The sequence below is a fragment of the Leifsonia sp. RAF41 genome (genome assembly GCF_052114085.1).
GTDB lineage: Bacteria > Actinomycetota > Actinomycetes > Actinomycetales > Microbacteriaceae > Leifsonia.
In genome coordinates, this window is sequence record NZ_JBFREB010000001.1 from 2357819 (window position 1) to 2374662 (window position 16844).

A 16844-nucleotide genomic window follows, 5' to 3' on the forward strand; every position below is an offset into this window, starting at 1 on the left:
CACACGCGCCGGAGGGGCGCACTGGCTAAGATCGGGCGGGTGCAGACCGCGCCCCCGCCTCCCCGCGTCGCCGTGCTCGGCCCGGTGCTTGTGGAGGACCGGAGCGGCGCGCTGACCGAGCCCGCCGGCGCGCTCGGCAAGAGCCTGATCGTCGCACTCGTCCTCGCCCGAGGCACTGCGACCGTCCCGTCCCTGGTCGAGGACCTGTGGGACGACGCCCCGCCGCGGCAGGAACGCGCCGCGTTGCAGACGCTGGTGTCCCGGGTGCGCACCACCAGCGCGCACGGACTGGTGGAGTCGACGCCGAGCGGCTATGCGCTCGCCGTCTCCCCCGAGCAGACCGACCTCGGACTGGCCCGCCAGGCCGTCGACCGTGCCAGCGCCGCCCTCCGCGCAGGCGACGCCGCAGCGGCCGCCACCGAAGCCACCGCAGCGCTCGCCCTGTGGCGGGGCGAACCGGGCGCCGAGCTCGGCAGCACCCCGCTCGCCGACGAGCTGCTGCGCACGGCAGCGACCCTGCGCGACGATCTGCTGCTCATCCGCGCCCGTGGCCGTCGTTCGGCCGGCGACCATGCCGGAGCGCTCGCCGACCTCCTTCCGCTGATCGAGCAGCGACCACTGGATGAGACCCTGCGCCTGGAGCAGCTCCGCACCCTGGCCGAGGCCGGCCGCCGCAGCGAGGCCCTGCTCACCTTCGCGGAGCTGAAGGAGGCGCTGCTCGACCGGCTGGGGACGCGTCCCGGCCCCGAACTCGTCGCCCTGAACGCCGAGCTGCTCGCCGCCGACGAGGAGGAGCGCCCGTCCGCGCCGCGCCGGGTACGGATCGGCCTGCGGTCGGCTCCGAACGCCCTGGTCGGTCGCGAGTACGACCTGGAGGCGGTCGAAGACCTCGTCGCCACGTCCCGGCTGACGACCATCCTGGGTGCCGGCGGCCTGGGCAAGACGCGGCTGGCGCAGGAGGTCGGCAATCGCGCCGTCCACACGCCCGCGGTCATCGTGGTGGAACTCGCCAGCGTCCGCTCCGGTGAGGATGTGGAGCTCGCCTTCGCCTCGACGCTCGGCATCCGTGAGGCGCGGGCCGCTCGGCCGGCCGACCCGGGTGCACAGCTGGACCTTCGCTCCCGCATCCTGGGCCTGCTGTCGGAGCGCGAGACGCTCCTGATCGTCGACAACTGCGAACACATCGTGGATGCGGCGGCCGCCTACGTGCAGGACATCCTGGACTCCACGACCACCGTACGGGTGCTGGCCACCAGCCGTGCCCCGCTCACCATCGGCGCCGAGCACGTCTACCCGCTGGACTCGCTCAAGAGTTCCGACGGCGGCACCGGAACCGCGGACGCCGGCGAGTACGGCCCTGCCGTCGCCCTCTTCGTGGAACGCGCCCGCGCCGCCCGGCCCGGCGCCGTGCTGCCCCTCGACGTCGTCGCCCGGCTCTGCGACCGACTCGACGGCCTCCCGCTGGCGATCGAGCTCGCCGCCGCGCGCACCCGCTCCCTCTCGGTGGACGAGATCGAGCGCCGGCTCGGCAACCGTTTCACTCTTCTGACCGGCGGCGAACGCACCGCGCCCGAACGACATCGCACGCTGCTGGCCGTGATCGAATGGAGCTGGAACCTCCTGGGCGCGTCCGAGCAGGCGCTGCTGCGGCGGCTGTCGCGGTTCCCGGACGGCTTCAGCACCGAAGCGGCGGAGGCCGTCGCCGGCCCGTCGTCCGCCGCGGTTCTCGACGACCTCGACGCGCTGGTCGCGCAGTCCCTGGTGACGGTGACGGAGGACGCCGCCACCGGCCTGCTGCGCTACCGGATGCTCGAGACCGTGCGCGAGTTCGGCGACCGCGAACTGCTGGCAGCCGGCGAGGTCGACGACGTCGTATCCGGGATGGATGCGTGGGCCACCGCATTCTGCCGCGACGCGCTCGTCCTGATGCACGGCCGCGATCAGGTCGGCACATTCCAGCGCGTGACCGCCGAGCAGGACAACCTGGTGGCCGTGCTGCGCTCGGCGCTGGACGCCGCGCGACGCGAAACCGTCGCCGTGGTCTTCGCCACGCTCTCGTACTACTGGTCGCTCCGCAGCGCGCACTCGGAGGTACTCGGCTTCGGCACCGCGGTCATGACCGCATTCGCGAAGTGGGAGCCGACGGGCGAGCTCCGCGAGGCCGTCGCCGCCTGCTACACGATCATCGGCGGCACCTTCCTGTTCGTCGATCTGCGGACGGCGGCGGTCGCCATCTCGCGCCTCCGCCGCATGCGCCGGACCCGCCCGTTCGCCGACCGGCGCCTCGATGCGATGGCCGCGCTCGTGCTGCACGCGGGCCGGGTCGACTCGGGCACCGCCCTGCTGACCGAGTACGCCGCCTCGGCCGACCCCGAGACCGCCGCGATGGGCAACCTGCTGCTCGCCCAGCTCCGCGAGAACGCGGGCGAGTTGGATGAGGCGCTCGCCTCCGCGACGCGAGCCTGGGAGAACGCGCAGATCGTCGGCGACACCTGGTCGATGGCGTCGGCCGCGCAGGGCATCGCACAGTCGCACAGTCAGCTGGCGCATCCCGCCGAGGCGCTGGAGTGGGCGCAGCGGGCGTACGAGCAGATGGCGCTCCTGCAGGCGGACGGCGACCTGCGCCAGCTCGACTGGCTGATCGCCATCAATGCGATCTCGACCGGCGACACCGCGCAGGGCCGACGCCTGCTGGAGCGCTACCTGGCGGCCGAGGTGGACCGGACCGGGTTCGACTACGCGGACTATTACGCGATCGGGTACGCCGGCATGGCCGAGATCGCGCTCGCCGAGGGTGATCGGGCGGAAGCCGTCCGTCTGTACGACCAGGCCCTCGGCGCGATCACCGACGCGCGCGACACCCGCGCCGTGGCCATGAGTCCGTGGATGATCATGCTGGGTGCCGCCGCGCTCGTCGCCCGGCTGACGGCGCACAGCGCATCGCCCGACGTCGTGGACAGGGACGAGACCGACGCGGCGGCCGCCGCCCTCCGCACGCGCATGCTGGTCACCGCGCGGCTCAACCCGCCGACCCTCGACCAGCCGGTGATGGGCTCGGGCTTCGCCGGCTACGCCGCGTGGATGCTCGACGTGCGAACGGCCGAGCGCCATGCGCAGGCCGCTGGGTGGGTCGCGACCGGCCTCGCCCTGTTCGCCCTGGCCGCACGCGCCAACTCCCGTCAGGATGTGGCCAGCCTGCACCGAGACGTCCTGGCTGCCCGGATCACGGACGTCTGGGGCAGTGACGCTCTCGACGCGGCTGTCGCCGCGGCCGCATCCCTCTCCCCCGTCGACGCCGTCTCCCAGGGGCTGTCGCTGCTCACCGATCTGCGGGCGTGACCCAATTTAGCAACTTAAGTTGACAGTCGCGAATAAGCAACTATAGTTGCTTGCATGAGCCCCACCACCCCGTTCCCGGATCCCGTCGGCGGCGTCGCCGACGGTCTCGCCGCCGTCGTCGCGCTCCGCGAACTCGCCGACCGCCTCGAAGACGCCGAGGTCGAGCGCGCCCTGCGCGAAGGCTGGACCTGGACGCAGATCGCCGACGCGCTCGGCATCACCCGCCAAGCCGTCCACAAGAAGCACCTGCGCCGTGTGGCCGCCGCCGGCGTCGAACTGAGGAGACGCAATGTCTGAGACCCCCGACGGCTCCACGCAGAACGTGCCCGGCCAGCCGCTGTCACGCGCCCTGCGACCCGTCATCATCCGCTCCGTGACCGAGGCGCAGCAGCGCAGCTCGGCCACCGTCGAGGCCGAGCACCTCCTGCTCGCCCTGTCCCGCGACGGCAGCCCGTCCGTCCGCACCGCGTTCGCCGACGCCGGCCTCGACCCGGACGGCCTCGAGGCCGCGCTCGCCGGCGAACGCGCCGCCAGTCTCCGCGTCGCCGGAGTCACCCCCCCTCCCGCCGAGCGCCTCGCCGCCGCCCCCCGCGTCACCCGACCCCGCTGGGGCGCCTCCGCCCGGGAGGCGCTCGTTCGCGCCCACCGGACCGCCGCCGCGAACCGACGGCAGCGCTCCGGTGAGCTCGACCTGCTCGCCGCCATCCTGGGCCTGGAGCTGGGCACTGTCCCGCGCCTGCTCACCCTCGCCGGCGTCGACCGGGAGGGACTGCTCGCCTCGGCACGTCGCGCAGCCTGACCCACGGCGACTGACCGCGCTCCAGCACCCTCACACGCCCTCACAGCCACTCCTCCGCCGTGTAAGCGGCACGTAAGGGCGGTGTAAGCGCGCGCCCGCATCATCGGAGCATCCCCATTTCCACCAGGAAAGGACCATCATGACTCGCAGCTCTGAATGGGCCGTCGAAGCCCACGGGCTCGTCAAAGACTTCGGCGGCAACCGTGCCGTCGACGGCGTCGACCTCACGGTTCGCGCCGGTGCCGTCTACGGCGTCCTCGGCCCCAACGGCGCCGGCAAGACCACCACGATCTCCATGCTCGCCACCCTGCTCAAGCCGGACGCGGGCGACGCCTTCATCTTCGGCCACGACATCCGCAAGGAGCAGCAGGTCGTCCGCCAGCTGATCGGCGTCACCGCCCAGTTCGCCTCCGTCGATGAGACCCTGTCGGCCAACGAGAACCTCATGATCTTCTCGCGCCTCCTCGGGCTCTCCGGCCGTGAGGCCAAGCGCAAGACCGCCGAGCTGCTGGAGGAATTCGGGCTGACGGATGCCGCCAAGCGTCCGCTCAAGAAGTTCTCCGGGGGCATGCGCCGACGCCTCGACCTGGCCGCCAGCCTGATCGCGCAACCGCCGCTCATCTTCCTCGACGAGCCCACCACCGGCCTCGACCCGCGGACGCGCTCCCAGATGTGGGACACCATCCGCCGCCTCGTCGCCACCGGCTCGACCGTGCTGCTCACCACGCAGTACCTCGACGAGGCGGACCAGCTGGCCGACCGCATTGCGGTCATCGACCGGGGTCGCGTCGTCGCCGAGGGCACGGCGGACGAGCTGAAGGCATCGGTTGGCGAGTCCTCGCTGCAGCTGCGCCTCACCGACCCGGCTGACATCGAGGACGCGCGCCGCGCCATCCAGACCGTGCTGGGGGTGGATGCGGTGGTGTCGCCCGAAGGCTCCCGCATCACCGCGCCCATGCGCGACGCGGACGCCGTCACCGACCTGTTCGTGACGTTCCGCGAGGCCGGCATCCACCTGCTGGAGATGTCGGTGCAGAAACCGACCCTCGACGAGGTGTTCCTCACCCTGACCGGCCACGGCGTCGAAGACGAGAAGACGGACGACGCGTCCACCGACGAAGAAGAGAAGGTCAGCGCATGAGCGCCATCGCCACCATCACACCGCCCTCGGAGCGGCGACTGAAGAACCACGTCAGCATCTCGCAGACGATCGCCAACACGCTGACCATGGCCCGCCGCGGCCTGCTGAAGATCAAGCGCACGCCAGAGCAGCTGTTCGATGTGACGCTCCAGCCGATCATCTTCACCGTCATGTTCGCCTACCTGTTCGGCGGGGCCATCGCCGGCGACGTGCAGTCCTACCTGCCGACGCTCATCCCGGGCATCCTCGTGCAGACCGTGATCACGACCTCCGTGGTGACCGGCGTGCAGCTGCGGGAAGACATGGACAAGGGCGTGTTCGACCGCTTCAAATCGCTGCCGATCGCCCGCATCGCGCCCCTCTCGGGGGCCCTGCTGGCGGACACCCTCCGCTACACGATCGCCACCACGATCACCTTCGTGGTCGGGTTCATCATGGGGTATCACCCTGCGGCGGGTCTCGGATTCGTGATCCTCGCCGGGCTCCTTGTGATCGCCTGCTCGTGGGCGATCAGCTGGATCTTCGCCTTCTTCGGCGTGATCGCACGGACGGCCGGGTCCGTACAGGGCATCTCGTTCCTGGTGCTGTTCCCGCTGACGTTCTTCTCGAACGCCTTCGTGCCGGTCGACACGCTGCCCTCGTGGCTCCAGTGGTTCGTGAACGTGAATCCGGTGTCGCACCTGGTCACCGCCGTGCGCGACCTCGCGAACAACGGCACGTGGAGTGTCGACGCCTGGATCGCCCTCGGAGGCGCGGCCGTGATCGTCGCCGTGTTCGCCCCGCTCACGGTCCGGGCGTACATGCGCAAGGCCTGACCCGGCCGAGGTGCGAGTAGTGGTCGCTATTCCTGCGGGATAGCGACCACCGTCTCGGCCTTCGACCTGTTCTCGATCGGCATCGGTCCCTCGAGTTCGCACACCGTCGGACCGCTCCGAGCCGCCGCCGCGTTCGCCGCCCACGTCGAAGCCGAGGGCATGCTCGACCGTGTCGACCAGGTCACCTGCACGCTCTACGGCTCGCTCGGCTCCACCGGCATCGGTCATGGCACACCGGATGCGGTCATCGCCGGACTGCGCGGCCTGCGGCCCGAGACGTGTCGGCCGGAAGACGTCCGCGGCTCCTGGTCGGGCCTCCAGCCGGGCGCGACCCTGCTGCTCGCCGGCCGGCGGCGCATCCCGCTCTCGCAGGACGACATCGCGTTCGAGCCGCGGACGCGGCTGCCCGGCCACCCGAACGCCCTCACCCTGCGGGCGTGGGGACGGGACGCCTCGGGCGCGCGCTCGCCGCTCCCGCTGCTCGAGGAGACCTACTACTCGATCGGCGGCGGGTTCATCCGACGCGACGGCGAGGAGGCCGCGCTGGCGGCGCGCAACGCGCATCCCCTCCCCTACGACAGCGCAGAGGAGCTGCTGACGATCTGCGAACGGGACGGCATCCCGATCTGCGAAGTCGCCCAGCGCAACGAAGTCGCGCTGCACGGCGCCGACGCGACGCGGGAGCGGCTCGACCTCATCTGGGAGGCCATGGCCGAGTGCGTTGCGCGCGGACTGGCCGGCGACGGCACCCTGCCCGGGGGCCTCGGAGTCCGACGCCGGGCTGCCGCGATGCGGGAGCACCTGGAGGCTGTGCAGGACGACCCGGGTCGGGCGACGGCGCTGGAGTGGCTGCACGCGTTCGCACTCGCGGTGAACGAGGAGAACGCGTCCGGCGGGCGCGTGGTGACCGCGCCGACCAACGGCGCGGCCGGGATCGTCCCCGCCGTCGCTCACTACTACCTGCGGTTCGTGCCCGGCGCATCCCTGGAGGGCATCCGCCAGTACCTCCTGACCGCGACGGCCATCGGCTCGCTGTTCAAGGCCAATGCGTCCATCTCGGGAGCCGAAGGCGGCTGCCAGGCGGAGGTCGGCTCGGCCTGCGCGATGGCGGCCGGGGCCCTGTGCGCCGTGCTCGGCGGAACCCCGCGACAGGTCGAGAACGCCGCCGAAATCGCGATGGAGCACCACCTCGGACTCACCTGCGACCCGGTCGGCGGTCTCGTGCAGATCCCGTGCATCGAGCGCAATGCGATCGCCTCCTCGACCGCCGTCTCCGCCGCCCGCCTCGCGCTGCACGGCGACGGGCGCCACCTGGTTTCGCTGGACACGGTGATCGAGACGATGCGGCAGACCGGGCTGGACATGTCCACCAAATACAAGGAGACGAGCGAGGGCGGCCTCGCTGTCAACGTCATCGAATGCTGACCGCGGATTCTCCTAGGCGGTTCGGAGGGTCGGGCAATACGCTGCGATCATGACCGTGATGGACATCCCCTTCCACACCATCGACGGCGAGCCGACCACCCTCTCTGCGTATGCGGGCCAGGTCATCCTCGTCGTCAACGTCGCCTCTCGCTGCGGGCTCGCGCCGCAGTACGAGAAGCTCGAGCGATTGCAGGAGACCTACGGCGACCGCGGGTTCACGGTCGTGGGCTTCCCGAGCAACCAGTTCCTGCAGGAGCTGAGCTCCACCGACGCGATCAAGGAGTACTGCTCCACCACCTGGGGTGTCACGTTCCCCATGATGGAGAAGGTGCGCCTGAACGGCCGCAACGCGCACCCGATCTACCAGGAGCTGACCAAGACACCGGATGCGCAGGGCAAGGCCGGCAAGGTGAAGTGGAACTTCGAGAAGTTCGTGGTGACGCCCGACTGCGTCGTACACCGCTTCCGTCCGCAGACCGAGCCGGACGACCCGGCCATCGTCGGACTGATCGAGGAGTCGCTGCCCGCTGCTGCGTGAGCTGCGCGCTCAGGCGCGGCGGAACCAGCGGCCGCCGACGCGCTCGGTGAGACGCCAGCCGCCGAGGTCGGCGAGCGTGTACAGGTGCGCCACCGTGTGCTCGGCCACACGGACCGCCGAGAGTTCCGTGTCTTCCGTGAAGCGCACGGTCAGCCGGGCCTCCCCCGCGACGACGTCCACGCTGCTCGCCTCCACGACGGCGAGTTCGCGCGCCACATCCGCGGCGGCGGGCTCGAGGGAGCGGGGGTCGACTCCGGGGTGCAGACGGCCGACGGAGACGATCACGCGGAAGGAGGGCACTCGCTGAGCCTACGCGCGTCGTTGAAGCGGTTCCCGCGGGCCGGGCGTACGCTGACCCGAATCGGGATGCCACGGTCGGGGGATCGGAAGGGGTGCGCTCGTGCACGAAACGAACACGGATGAGCTCGGGGTGATGATGGGCGACGACGCCCTCGACGCCGCAGAGTTGGAGGAGCTCGCGGCCCTGCTGCGGGAACGGCGCCGGGGCGACATCGTCGAGTCCGAGCGGATGGCGGAGTCGCTGGGCGTGCTGCTGGCGTCGCGGTCGGAGTCGACTGCGGACGACGAGCACGACCCGGAAGGGCCGACGCTGTCGTCCGAGTGGAGTCGGCTGCAAGCCCTGCGCTCGGACGCCGCGCACGACATCCTGGCCGTTGACGCCGCGCTGGAACGACTCCACCGGGGCACCTACGGGGTCTGCATCCGCTGCGGCCGGTCCATCGGCATCGACCGGCTGCGAGCGCGGCCGACCGCCGAGCTCTGCATCCGCTGCGCGGTCGCTGTCGAGAGCTGACCGCGCGCCAGGAGTCCTCTGGTCGTTGCTTTCGGCCGATGCGCGCTACGGGGTGGGACGGGACGCCCGGTAGACGGCCTCCGTGCGGCTCGACGCGCCGACCTTGCGCAGGATGCTGGACACGTGCACGCTCGCGGTCTTGGCGCTGATGTAGAGGCGCTCGCCGATCTGCTTGTTGCTGAGGCCCTGCTCGATCAACGCGAGAACCTGCTCCTCGCGCTCCGTGAGGGGAGCACCCTGCGCCGTCGCAACGGGCGCGGAGCGAACCGCGGGATGGGCCCCGAGGGCGTCGGCTGCTTGGACCAGAACGCCGATACCGCGCTCCTCCGCCAACACCCGAGCTTCCCACACGAAGGCGTCTGCCCGGGATCGCTCTCCGGCGACCAGGGCCACGCGCACCGCACGGAGCAGGGCGTAGGGGCGCAGGTGTGCGGGCGCGACGGGATCGACCGCCGCCGAGGCCGCATCGTCCCAGGCTGTCAGCGCGTCGGCGTAGCGCTCCGTTCGGTCGGTGGTGTCCGACACAGCGGCCAGGGCCGTCACGAGTTCCGCCTCCACGAGTGGCACCCAGACGCGAGCCGTCGGCCAGGCGCGGAGCGTGTCGAGCACAGCAGCCAGCCGCGACACCTCGGCCACGACGTCCAATCCGGAGTCCGCGGGATCAGAGAGACCCCCGAGGCCCGACGCCGCATCACCGCGCATCGCGAGCTCCGCGAGCGCCCGGGATGCGCTGGCGAGCACGGGGAGGTCGTAGCCCGGCATCGAGCGGAAGGGCGGCGCACCGATTCCGCGTGCCTCCGCCCAGGCGCGATCGTAGTCGCCGAGTGCGATGGCCGTCTCGGCGGCGACCCGCGCCAACGAGAGCCGCGTCTGCTGCTCCAGCTCGGCAAGCGCGCGGAGTGGGGCGCGGAACCGCCGCAGCAGCGCATCCGCCCGCTCCGGCTCGCCATGCCACACCCAGAGCCGGGCCCGCTGCAACTGCGCGGTGACTCCGGCGCGGTCGTCGAATCCGAGTGCGACGCGCAACAGCTCCTCCGCGCGGTCGTACCGCCCGAGTGCGATCAGCGGCTCCGCCGTGTTGGACGCGAGCCAGATGCCCGAGGTCCGCTCCACCCCGCGCTCGCGCGCTCGGGCCACCCCTGATTCGGCGAGTCGCACGGCCTCCTCGTACAGGCCGATCGAGTTGAGTGCATCCGATGCGTTCACCGCGTACCGCAGCGTCGCGCCGGCATCGCCGGACGCGAGCGCACTGGCGATGTCGAATTCTGCGAAGCCCTCGTCGATGTGGCCCGCGGGCACGAGGGACGCCGCCAGGATGTTGTGGGCGATCGACCGCAGCGGCGGCGGCGCCGTCTCGGCCTCCGCGATCGCCGCCCGCGCAGTGGGGATCGCCTCGTCGAAAGCTCCGGCCAGCATCCGTTGCGCGGCCAGCTCGGTGAGCAGATGCGGGCGGAGAGGATCGCCGGCGGTGACGGCTCCCGGGGGGACCAGCGCAAGCGCCTCCTCCAGGAGTTCGGCCGAACCGGGCCGGTTCAGGTTGGCCAGGTACTGACCCTTGTCGCGCAGCAGCCGCGCGTGCCGCGAGGGCGCGAGCCCCTCCGTTTCGGCCAGCGCCACCTCGACCAGCGCCAGTGCGCGCTCGTTGTTCCCCGCATTGCGCAGAGCGGAGGCCGTTCGCGCGATGACGGCGATCCGGTCCCGACCGCTGAGCGCCTCCGCATCGGGAACGCGATCCCAGAGTTCGAGCACCCGGTCGCCCATCGCCGCAGCGGTCGCGTAGGCATACGACCGTTTGGCCTCCTCCATCGCCTCCAGCGACGCCAGGAACGCGCGGCGAACGTCGTGGGCGGCGAGCCAGTGCGACGACAGCTGGACCGCGGAGCGTTGCGGGCTCGCCTCCAGCGCTTCCGCGTATCGCGCGTGATACCGCGTCCGCTCTCCCGGCAGCAGGTCGGCGTGGACCGCTTCACGCACGAGGGCGTGGCGGAAGGAGTACTCCGTGGAGTCGGCGGCGAGCAGGTTGGCGACCACCGCCTCGCGAGCGGCGGCGTCCAGTTGCTCGGGCGTCCCCTCGTAGACCGCGGCGAGCAGATCGTGCGTCACGCATACGCCACCGGCGGCGAGCACACGCAGCAGTCGCTGAGCGGGCTCGCTGAGCCGCTCGAACCGGGTCAGCACCAGCTCGCGCAAGGTCTCGGGCAGGTCGTCGCCCGAGCGGAGTCCGTCGATCTCGACCAGCTCCTCGACGAAGAACGGAACGCCCTCGCTCAGCTCCGTCACGCGCTCCAACGAGCCGTCGTCGGGAACACGGCCGAGCAACTGCTCCACCAGCTCGGCAACCTGGTCGCGGCCCAGCCGCGACAGCTCCCAGCGGGTCACCCGCCGGGTGCGTTCGAGCTCGGGAAGCCACGACCGGAGGACATGGCCGCGCGGCACCTCGTCGCTGCGGTAGGTGAGGACCACGAGAAGGCGCCCGCGCTCGGCCATCCGCACGATGAAGCGCAGCAGTTCGAGCGTGGACCGATCGGCCCACTGCAGATCTTCGATCGCAAGCACCACAGGGCGCTCCGTCGAGATCTTCTCGAGGAGGTCGGTCACCAGCTCGTAGAGGCGTTCGGCACCCGTTCGCGGCGGTACTGAGGACTCGTCCGCCAGCTCGGGCAGCAGCGCCGGCAGTACGCCCGCGCTCGACCCGGCCACCTCGAGCACGCGCTCCAGGCCGACCAGCTGGATGAGTCTCCTCAGCACCCCCGCGAACGGTGCGAACGGCGGCCCGTCGTCGCCCAGGTCGACGCAGCGGCCGACGAGCACTGTCGCCGTCGGCTCCTGCTCGGCCAGGAACTCTTCGAGCAGCCGGGACTTGCCGATGCCGGCCTCGCCCCCGATCACGACGGCCCTCGGTTCCCCCGCGGCGGCCGCTCGCAGCTCGTCGCGCAGAGCGGCCAGGTCGGACCCCCGCCCGACCAGTCTGAGGCTCGACGCCGCTGTTCGCATGGCCTCATCGTGCCACCCACCACCGACATTCGGGCCCCCGTCGCGTGCCGCTTCGCCGGGGGCAGAATCCCGGCCGCTTGCGACGTCAGCGGCCGGCGTGAGCCAGCTCCCGCTCGACCGTCGCCTCCGACTGCGGTGCAGGCGGCGCAGCCGGCGCCGCCCCCGCATCCCCTGCATCGTCCTGCTTGGCTGCCACAGGCGCGGGAGCTGCGGCTCCCTTCGACGGCACGTCCCGCCCCCGCAGGACCGACCGCAGCCACCGCTTGTGCTCCCGCACGCTCTGCGCCTGCTCGCGCTCCGCCCTCAGGCGCTCCGACTCGCCCATCCGCACCCGGAAGTCCACGTATTCGTCCAGCAGCATGATCCGTTCCCCTCTTGCTTCGCCGCGCAGGTCGCGTCCGGCGATAACCTCAGCCTTCTCGCTAAGGAACCCCGGGAGCATCGGGAGGATGCCCTATTCCGGCCGCCAGGTCGCCTAAGACCGCGCCGAATCCCGCGCCGCCCTCGACCGAGGGGTGAGTAGTGGTCGCTATTGCGCGGGAATAGCGACCAGGACTCACCCCTCGGCGACGCAAGGGTCTCAGGTTCACGGGAACGGGGTGCGGAGGGGCTTCACTCGGCTGCGGCGGCGGGGCAGCATGGGGTCATGGCGACAATCAACGAGCTCCAGCCCCCCTACAAGGTCGGATACTTCGTGGGCAGTCTCTCCGCGCACTCCGTCAACCGGACGCTGTCGAAAGCGCTGTTGAGATTGGCGCCCTCCGACCTGATCTTCACCGAGATCCCGATCGGCGGCCTTCCGTTGTATAACCGGGACCTCGACGGCGACTTCCCGCCGGAGGCGCGCGACTTCAAGCGGCTGATCGCCGAGCAGGATGCGCTGCTCTTCATCACGCCGGAGTACAACCGCTCCATCCCCGGCGCACTCAAGAACGCGATCGACTGGGCGAGCCGGCCCTACGGTGAGAACGTCATCGCGCGCAAGGCGACGGCGGTGGTCGGCGCGTCCCCCGGCCAGATCGGAACGGCTGTCGGGCAGCAGCATCTGCGCAGCATCCTGAGCTTCCTGCAGGCGCCGCAGATGAACGCGCCGGAGGCCTACATCTGGATGCGGCCCGGGCTCATCGAGGAGGACGGCACCGTCACTGACCCGGGCACGGAGGAGTTCCTCCGCGGCTACATGAACGCCTTCTTCGAGTACATCGAGCGTGTTCTGACGGTGGTGCCGAGCGCGTCGTGAAACTGCGGGACGAGGGCGGTGCCCGCGCGGTCGAGCTGCGACCGACGGCGCACGAAGCGGACGGCGATCGTGTGGTGGTGGACGCGATCGTCGATGACGGCGGACGGCGCTGGGCCCTCACCGAGGCCTGCCTGACCACCGTCGAGGCCCGCGATCTGGCCGCCTGGCTCGCCGGACTCGCGGAGGACGCCACAGCCGCGGCGGACGAATGGACGGCCCTGACCTTCACCTCGAACGCCCTCTCGCTGAGCGGTCACCGCATCCCGGGCGGCACCGTCGAGCTGCGGATCGCGCTGCTCCGGATGCGCGCGGAAGGCGCAGGAACGACGGACGTCGTGGTCGGCCTGCGCGCCCCGCAGGCTGCCGTCACCGCCGCCGCCCGCGACCTCCTCGCCGAACTCAACACCCTCCCCTAGCCGCACCACACGCACCGCCCCCGCACGATTTGTGCCAAATGTCGGTTATCCCCGCCTCATGACCGGCATTTGGCGCAAATCTCAGCCACGCCGGCGTCGCAGCGGGTCAGGACACCGGTCAGCGGCCGCCCTCGCGCTTGCGGTGGCGCTGCTGAATCGCCTGCTCGCCGTAGGGGTAGATGTCCGTCTGCGGTGCGCTGGCCGCGTCGAGACGCGCGCGCTGGTCATCGCTCAACCGCAGGTCGGCGGCCCCCAGGTTGTCGTCCAGCTGCTCGACCGTGCGCGCCCCCAGGATGACGGAGGTGACGGCCGGACGGTCGCTCAGCCACCGCAGCGACACCTGCGATGCCGAGGTGCCGGTCTCGCGCGCCACCGCATCCACCGCGTCGATGATCTCCCAGGTGCGCGGATCGGCGTTGCGGGCCTCCCACGCCTCCATGCCACGGGTCGGGTTCTCGCCCAGCCGCGTCGCTCCGGTCGGCGCTTCGTCCCGGCGGTACTTGCCGCTCAGCCAGCCCCCCGCGAGAGGCGACCACGGCAGCAGGCCGACGCCCGCATCGAGCGCCGCGGGCACCACCTCGTGCTCGATGCCGCGCACGATCAGGCTGTACTGCGGCTGGAGTGTCACCGGCGGCGCCCAACCGTGGGCGCGGGCGACGTGAACCGCCTTGGTCAGCTGCCAGCCGAGGTAGTTGGAGAATCCGTAATACGAGATCTTTCCCGCCGTGACGGCGTCGTCGAGGAACCGCAGGGTCTCCTCGATCGGCGTCAGCGCATCCCACGCGTGCATCTGGTAGAGGTCGATGTGTTCGACGCCGAGGCGGCGGAGGGATGCGTCGAGCGCGGTCCGCAGATGCGCGCGCGACAGGCCGAGGTCGTTCGGGCCACCGCCCATCGGGAAGCGGCCCTTCGTCGCGATGACGACGCCGTCGCGACGGCCCGGGTTGCGGGCGAGCCAGCGGCCGATGATCGACTCCGACGCTCCCGCCGTGTAGACGTCGGCGGTGTCGAGGAAGTTGCCTCCCGCTTCCAGGTACCGCTCGATGATGGCGTGGGAGGCCTGCTCGTCGGCCTCCGCGCCGAAGGTCATGGTGCCGAGGGCGAACTCCGACACGATCGTTCCGCTGTTTCCGAGAGTGCGTAGATCCATACGCGCGAAAGTAGACCCGTCTCGCGGCTTTGCGTACTGTGTGCCTTCGTGAGGCTGCTGCTGATTTCCGACACGCACGTCCCCAAGCGGGCCCGTGCCCTGCCCGCGCAGGTGCTGGCGGAGGTGGAGACGGCCGACGTCGTCATCCACGCCGGTGACTGGGTGGATGCGGCAACGCTCGACGTGCTGGAGCGGCGGTCCCGCCGGCTGGTCGGGGTCTGGGGCAACAACGACGGGCCGGAGCTGCGGCGGCGGCTGCCGGAGGTCGCACGGGTGGAGCTGGCCGGTGTGCGGTTCGCCGTCGTGCACGAGACCGGGCCGGCGGCGGGCCGCGAGGCGCGCGCCGACCGCGACTACCCGGACGCCGACGTGCTGGTGTTCGGGCACTCCCACATCCCCTGGGATACGGTCTCACCGCGCGGACTGCGCCTCCTGAACCCGGGCTCGCCCACCGACCGGCGCCGCCAGCCTGTCTGCACCTACCTGACCGCCGAGCTGGCGGACGGGCGCCTCGGCCCCGTCACCCTGGTCCCGGTGCCCCGCGCATCGAGCTGACCGATCCAGTGGACGCGACACGCCGTCTGCGGGGCGAGCGTGACGGCGTGTCCTGTCACCTCGATGGCGCGCGGAGGAAGCCGTCCACGAGCATGCCTCGGACGGCGGTGAGGAGTTCGCGCCGGAGGGCGTCCTCATCCACCTCCAGGAGTTGCGCCAGGGCAGCGGCGATCGCGCCGACGGTGAGCTCGCCGTCGGACGCGCCGACCAGGGCCGCGAGGCCCGTGTCCGCCGAGACGACGCGCCCGAAGCCGCCGCCCTGCCGGAGCAGGATGGCCGTCGGCGCGTCCGCGCCTGGCCACAGATGCCGCTCCTCGGTCACGTCGCCCGCGACGACCGGCCGCAACCGCGACAGAGCGTCGTCGTCGAGCGCGGCCTGCAGGTCGTGGGCGGCCAGCGCCTCGCCGAGGTGCACGCCCAGCCCGGCCTCGTTGGCGCCCAGCGACCCGTGCAGCCGTTCGAACCGGCGCAGTGTCGGGACCCCCTCCGCGCGGCGGAGCAACAGGTAGCCGAAGCCGACCGAGCGCACATCCCTGTCGTCGAAGTCCGTCAGCCAGGCGTCCAGAAGCTGCTCGAACCGGGGCGTGCCCGGCCGCGTTCCACCGTCGCGGATCCACGTCTCGGCGTACCGGATGGCGTCCTCCACGTCTCGCTCGATCACCCACGCGTCGAGCGGCGCCGCCGACGCATCCACCCAGGTGCGTACCCGCTCGAGGCCGTCCCCGGTGCCGCGGTACTCCCAGTTGCCCAGCAGCTGTGCGACGCCGCCGGGGGTGAGGTGCTCGCCGCATCCTTCGACGAAGGATGCGACCAGCGCGTCACCGACCATCCCGCCGTCGCGGTACTCGTACGCGGGGACGCCCTCCGACCGCGGCGTGATGACGAAGGGCGGGTTGGACACGATGTGGTCGAACCGCTCGCGCGCGACCGGCTCGAACATGCTCCCGAGACGCAGCTCGACGCCGTCGATCTCGTTGAGGGCCAGGTTCAGGGCGGCGAGTCGCAGCGCACGGGCAGAGATGTCGGTGGCGACGACGCGCCGGGCGTGGCGGGCGGCGTGCATCGCCTGGATACCGCATCCGGTCCCCAGGTCGAGCGCGCTCCCGACCGGCGTCTGCAGCATCAGCCCGCTCAGGGTGAGGGATGCGCCGCCGACCCCCAGCACGTGATCTTCGGGGAGCGCGTGGCCGAGGGCGAGCTCGCCGAGGTCGGAGACGATCCACCACTCGGCGGGCCCGGCCGCGTCCACGAACGCGTAGGGCCGGAGGTCGACCGCGGCGGAGACGGTGTCGTCGCCGACCGTGACGAGCCCCAGGGTCTCGGCCCCGTCGATCCCGAGCGTCGGCAGGGCCGCGGCCGCCCGGTCGCGCGGGACCGGCCGGGACAGCACGAACAGCCGCGCCAGCGTCGCCAGGGCCGAGGGTTGCCGCTGGGCCAGCGCCCGCTCGGCCGGGATGCGCTGTCCTCGGTGCAGCGCGTCCGCCGCCTCCTCACCCCACAGCTCGGTCAACGCGTCGACCGTGAGTCCGGCGGCGATCAGGTCGGAGCGCAGGTCGGGGATGCGGTCGGCGGGTTCGGTCATGCCCCCATTCAAACAGGAGCGGCATGCGCACCGCGC

Annotated in this window: 16 protein-coding genes; 11 read left to right on the forward strand and 5 right to left on the reverse strand. The window is 71.6% G+C overall.

Annotated elements, in window-relative coordinates; translation table 11 throughout:
• Nucleotides 1-39: 39 nt before the first annotated feature.
• The 7 genes from AB4Y74_RS11335 (at nt 40) to AB4Y74_RS11365 (ending at nt 8057) form a co-directional block, all read left to right on the forward strand.
• The gene (locus AB4Y74_RS11335; protein WP_441799183.1) at nt 40-3339 is read left to right on the forward strand and encodes an AfsR/SARP family transcriptional regulator; all 3300 of its coding nucleotides are present in this window, start codon (nt 40-42) and stop codon (nt 3337-3339) included.
• A gap of 54 nt (nt 3340-3393) precedes the next feature.
• Nucleotides 3394-3636 carry a helix-turn-helix domain-containing protein gene (locus tag AB4Y74_RS11340; protein WP_441799184.1) on the forward strand — a complete coding sequence of 81 codons (243 nt, stop codon included), beginning with the start codon at nt 3394-3396 and terminating at the stop codon, nt 3634-3636.
• The gene (locus AB4Y74_RS11345) at nt 3629-4138 is read left to right on the forward strand and encodes a Clp protease N-terminal domain-containing protein (protein ID WP_441799185.1); all 510 of its coding nucleotides are present in this window, start codon (nt 3629-3631) and stop codon (nt 4136-4138) included. Before AB4Y74_RS11340 ends, AB4Y74_RS11345 begins: the two co-directional genes overlap by 8 nt.
• Nucleotides 4139-4277: 139 nt before the next feature.
• Entirely contained in the window at nt 4278-5279 is a 1002-nt protein-coding gene (locus AB4Y74_RS11350) for an ATP-binding cassette domain-containing protein (RefSeq protein WP_441799186.1), read from the forward strand.
• A complete protein-coding gene (locus AB4Y74_RS11355) occupies nt 5276-6094 on the forward strand; it encodes an ABC transporter permease (RefSeq protein ID WP_441799187.1) in 819 nt (272 codons plus the stop codon). Before AB4Y74_RS11350 ends, AB4Y74_RS11355 begins: the two co-directional genes overlap by 4 nt.
• Nucleotides 6095-6133: 39 nt before the next feature.
• Nucleotides 6134-7519, forward strand: coding sequence for an L-serine ammonia-lyase (locus AB4Y74_RS11360; RefSeq protein ID WP_441800444.1), 1386 nt, complete (start codon nt 6134-6136; stop codon nt 7517-7519).
• A 49-nt stretch (nt 7520-7568) separates the two neighbouring features.
• A complete protein-coding gene (locus tag AB4Y74_RS11365; RefSeq protein WP_441799188.1) occupies nt 7569-8057 on the forward strand; it encodes a glutathione peroxidase in 489 nt (162 codons plus the stop codon).
• Nucleotides 8058-8066: 9 nt separating this feature from the next.
• Here AB4Y74_RS11365 and AB4Y74_RS11370 read toward each other — a convergent pair whose 3' ends face one another.
• Nucleotides 8067-8357 carry a hypothetical protein gene (locus tag AB4Y74_RS11370; protein ID WP_441799189.1) on the reverse strand — a complete coding sequence of 97 codons (291 nt, stop codon included), beginning with the start codon at nt 8355-8357 and terminating at the stop codon, nt 8067-8069.
• A gap of 100 nt (nt 8358-8457) precedes the next feature.
• On the opposite strand from AB4Y74_RS11370, the gene AB4Y74_RS11375 reads away from it, so the two are divergent.
• Nucleotides 8458-8871: a TraR/DksA family transcriptional regulator gene (locus AB4Y74_RS11375; RefSeq protein WP_441799190.1), complete on the forward strand. Its 414-nt coding sequence runs from the start codon at nt 8458-8460 to the stop codon at nt 8869-8871.
• A 45-nt stretch (nt 8872-8916) separates the two neighbouring features.
• Here AB4Y74_RS11375 and AB4Y74_RS11380 read toward each other — a convergent pair whose 3' ends face one another.
• Both AB4Y74_RS11380 and AB4Y74_RS11385 read right to left on the reverse strand, forming a co-directional pair.
• A complete protein-coding gene (locus AB4Y74_RS11380; protein ID WP_441799191.1) occupies nt 8917-11865 on the reverse strand; it encodes a helix-turn-helix transcriptional regulator in 2949 nt (982 codons plus the stop codon).
• Between the two features lie 85 nt (nt 11866-11950).
• Nucleotides 11951-12226: a hypothetical protein gene (locus AB4Y74_RS11385; RefSeq protein WP_441799192.1), complete on the reverse strand. Its 276-nt coding sequence runs from the start codon at nt 12224-12226 to the stop codon at nt 11951-11953.
• 285 nt (nt 12227-12511) lie between these two features.
• Here AB4Y74_RS11385 and AB4Y74_RS11390 point away from each other — a divergent pair, with 285 nt between their 5' ends.
• Entirely contained in the window at nt 12512-13105 is a 594-nt protein-coding gene (locus tag AB4Y74_RS11390) for an NADPH-dependent FMN reductase (RefSeq protein WP_441799193.1), read from the forward strand.
• Nucleotides 13102-13521, forward strand: coding sequence for a WapI family immunity protein (locus AB4Y74_RS11395; RefSeq protein WP_441799194.1), 420 nt, complete (start codon nt 13102-13104; stop codon nt 13519-13521). Before AB4Y74_RS11390 ends, AB4Y74_RS11395 begins: the two co-directional genes overlap by 4 nt.
• 118 nt (nt 13522-13639) lie before the next feature.
• Here the strand turns inward: AB4Y74_RS11395 and AB4Y74_RS11400 are convergent, their stop codons facing one another.
• Complete coding sequence (locus AB4Y74_RS11400) at nt 13640-14671, reverse strand: aldo/keto reductase (RefSeq protein WP_441799195.1); 1032 nt, start codon at nt 14669-14671, stop codon at nt 13640-13642.
• A 48-nt stretch (nt 14672-14719) separates the two neighbouring features.
• On the opposite strand from AB4Y74_RS11400, the gene AB4Y74_RS11405 reads away from it, so the two are divergent.
• On the forward strand, nt 14720-15226 hold the full coding sequence (locus AB4Y74_RS11405; protein WP_441799196.1) for a metallophosphoesterase family protein: 507 nt from the start codon (nt 14720-14722) through the stop codon (nt 15224-15226).
• A gap of 55 nt (nt 15227-15281) precedes the next feature.
• Here AB4Y74_RS11405 and AB4Y74_RS11410 read toward each other — a convergent pair whose 3' ends face one another.
• Nucleotides 15282-16808 (reverse strand): DUF7059 domain-containing protein, encoded by a 1527-nt coding sequence (locus AB4Y74_RS11410; RefSeq protein WP_441799197.1) that lies wholly within the window; start codon nt 16806-16808, stop codon nt 15282-15284.
• Between the last annotated feature and the right edge of the window lie 36 nt (nt 16809-16844).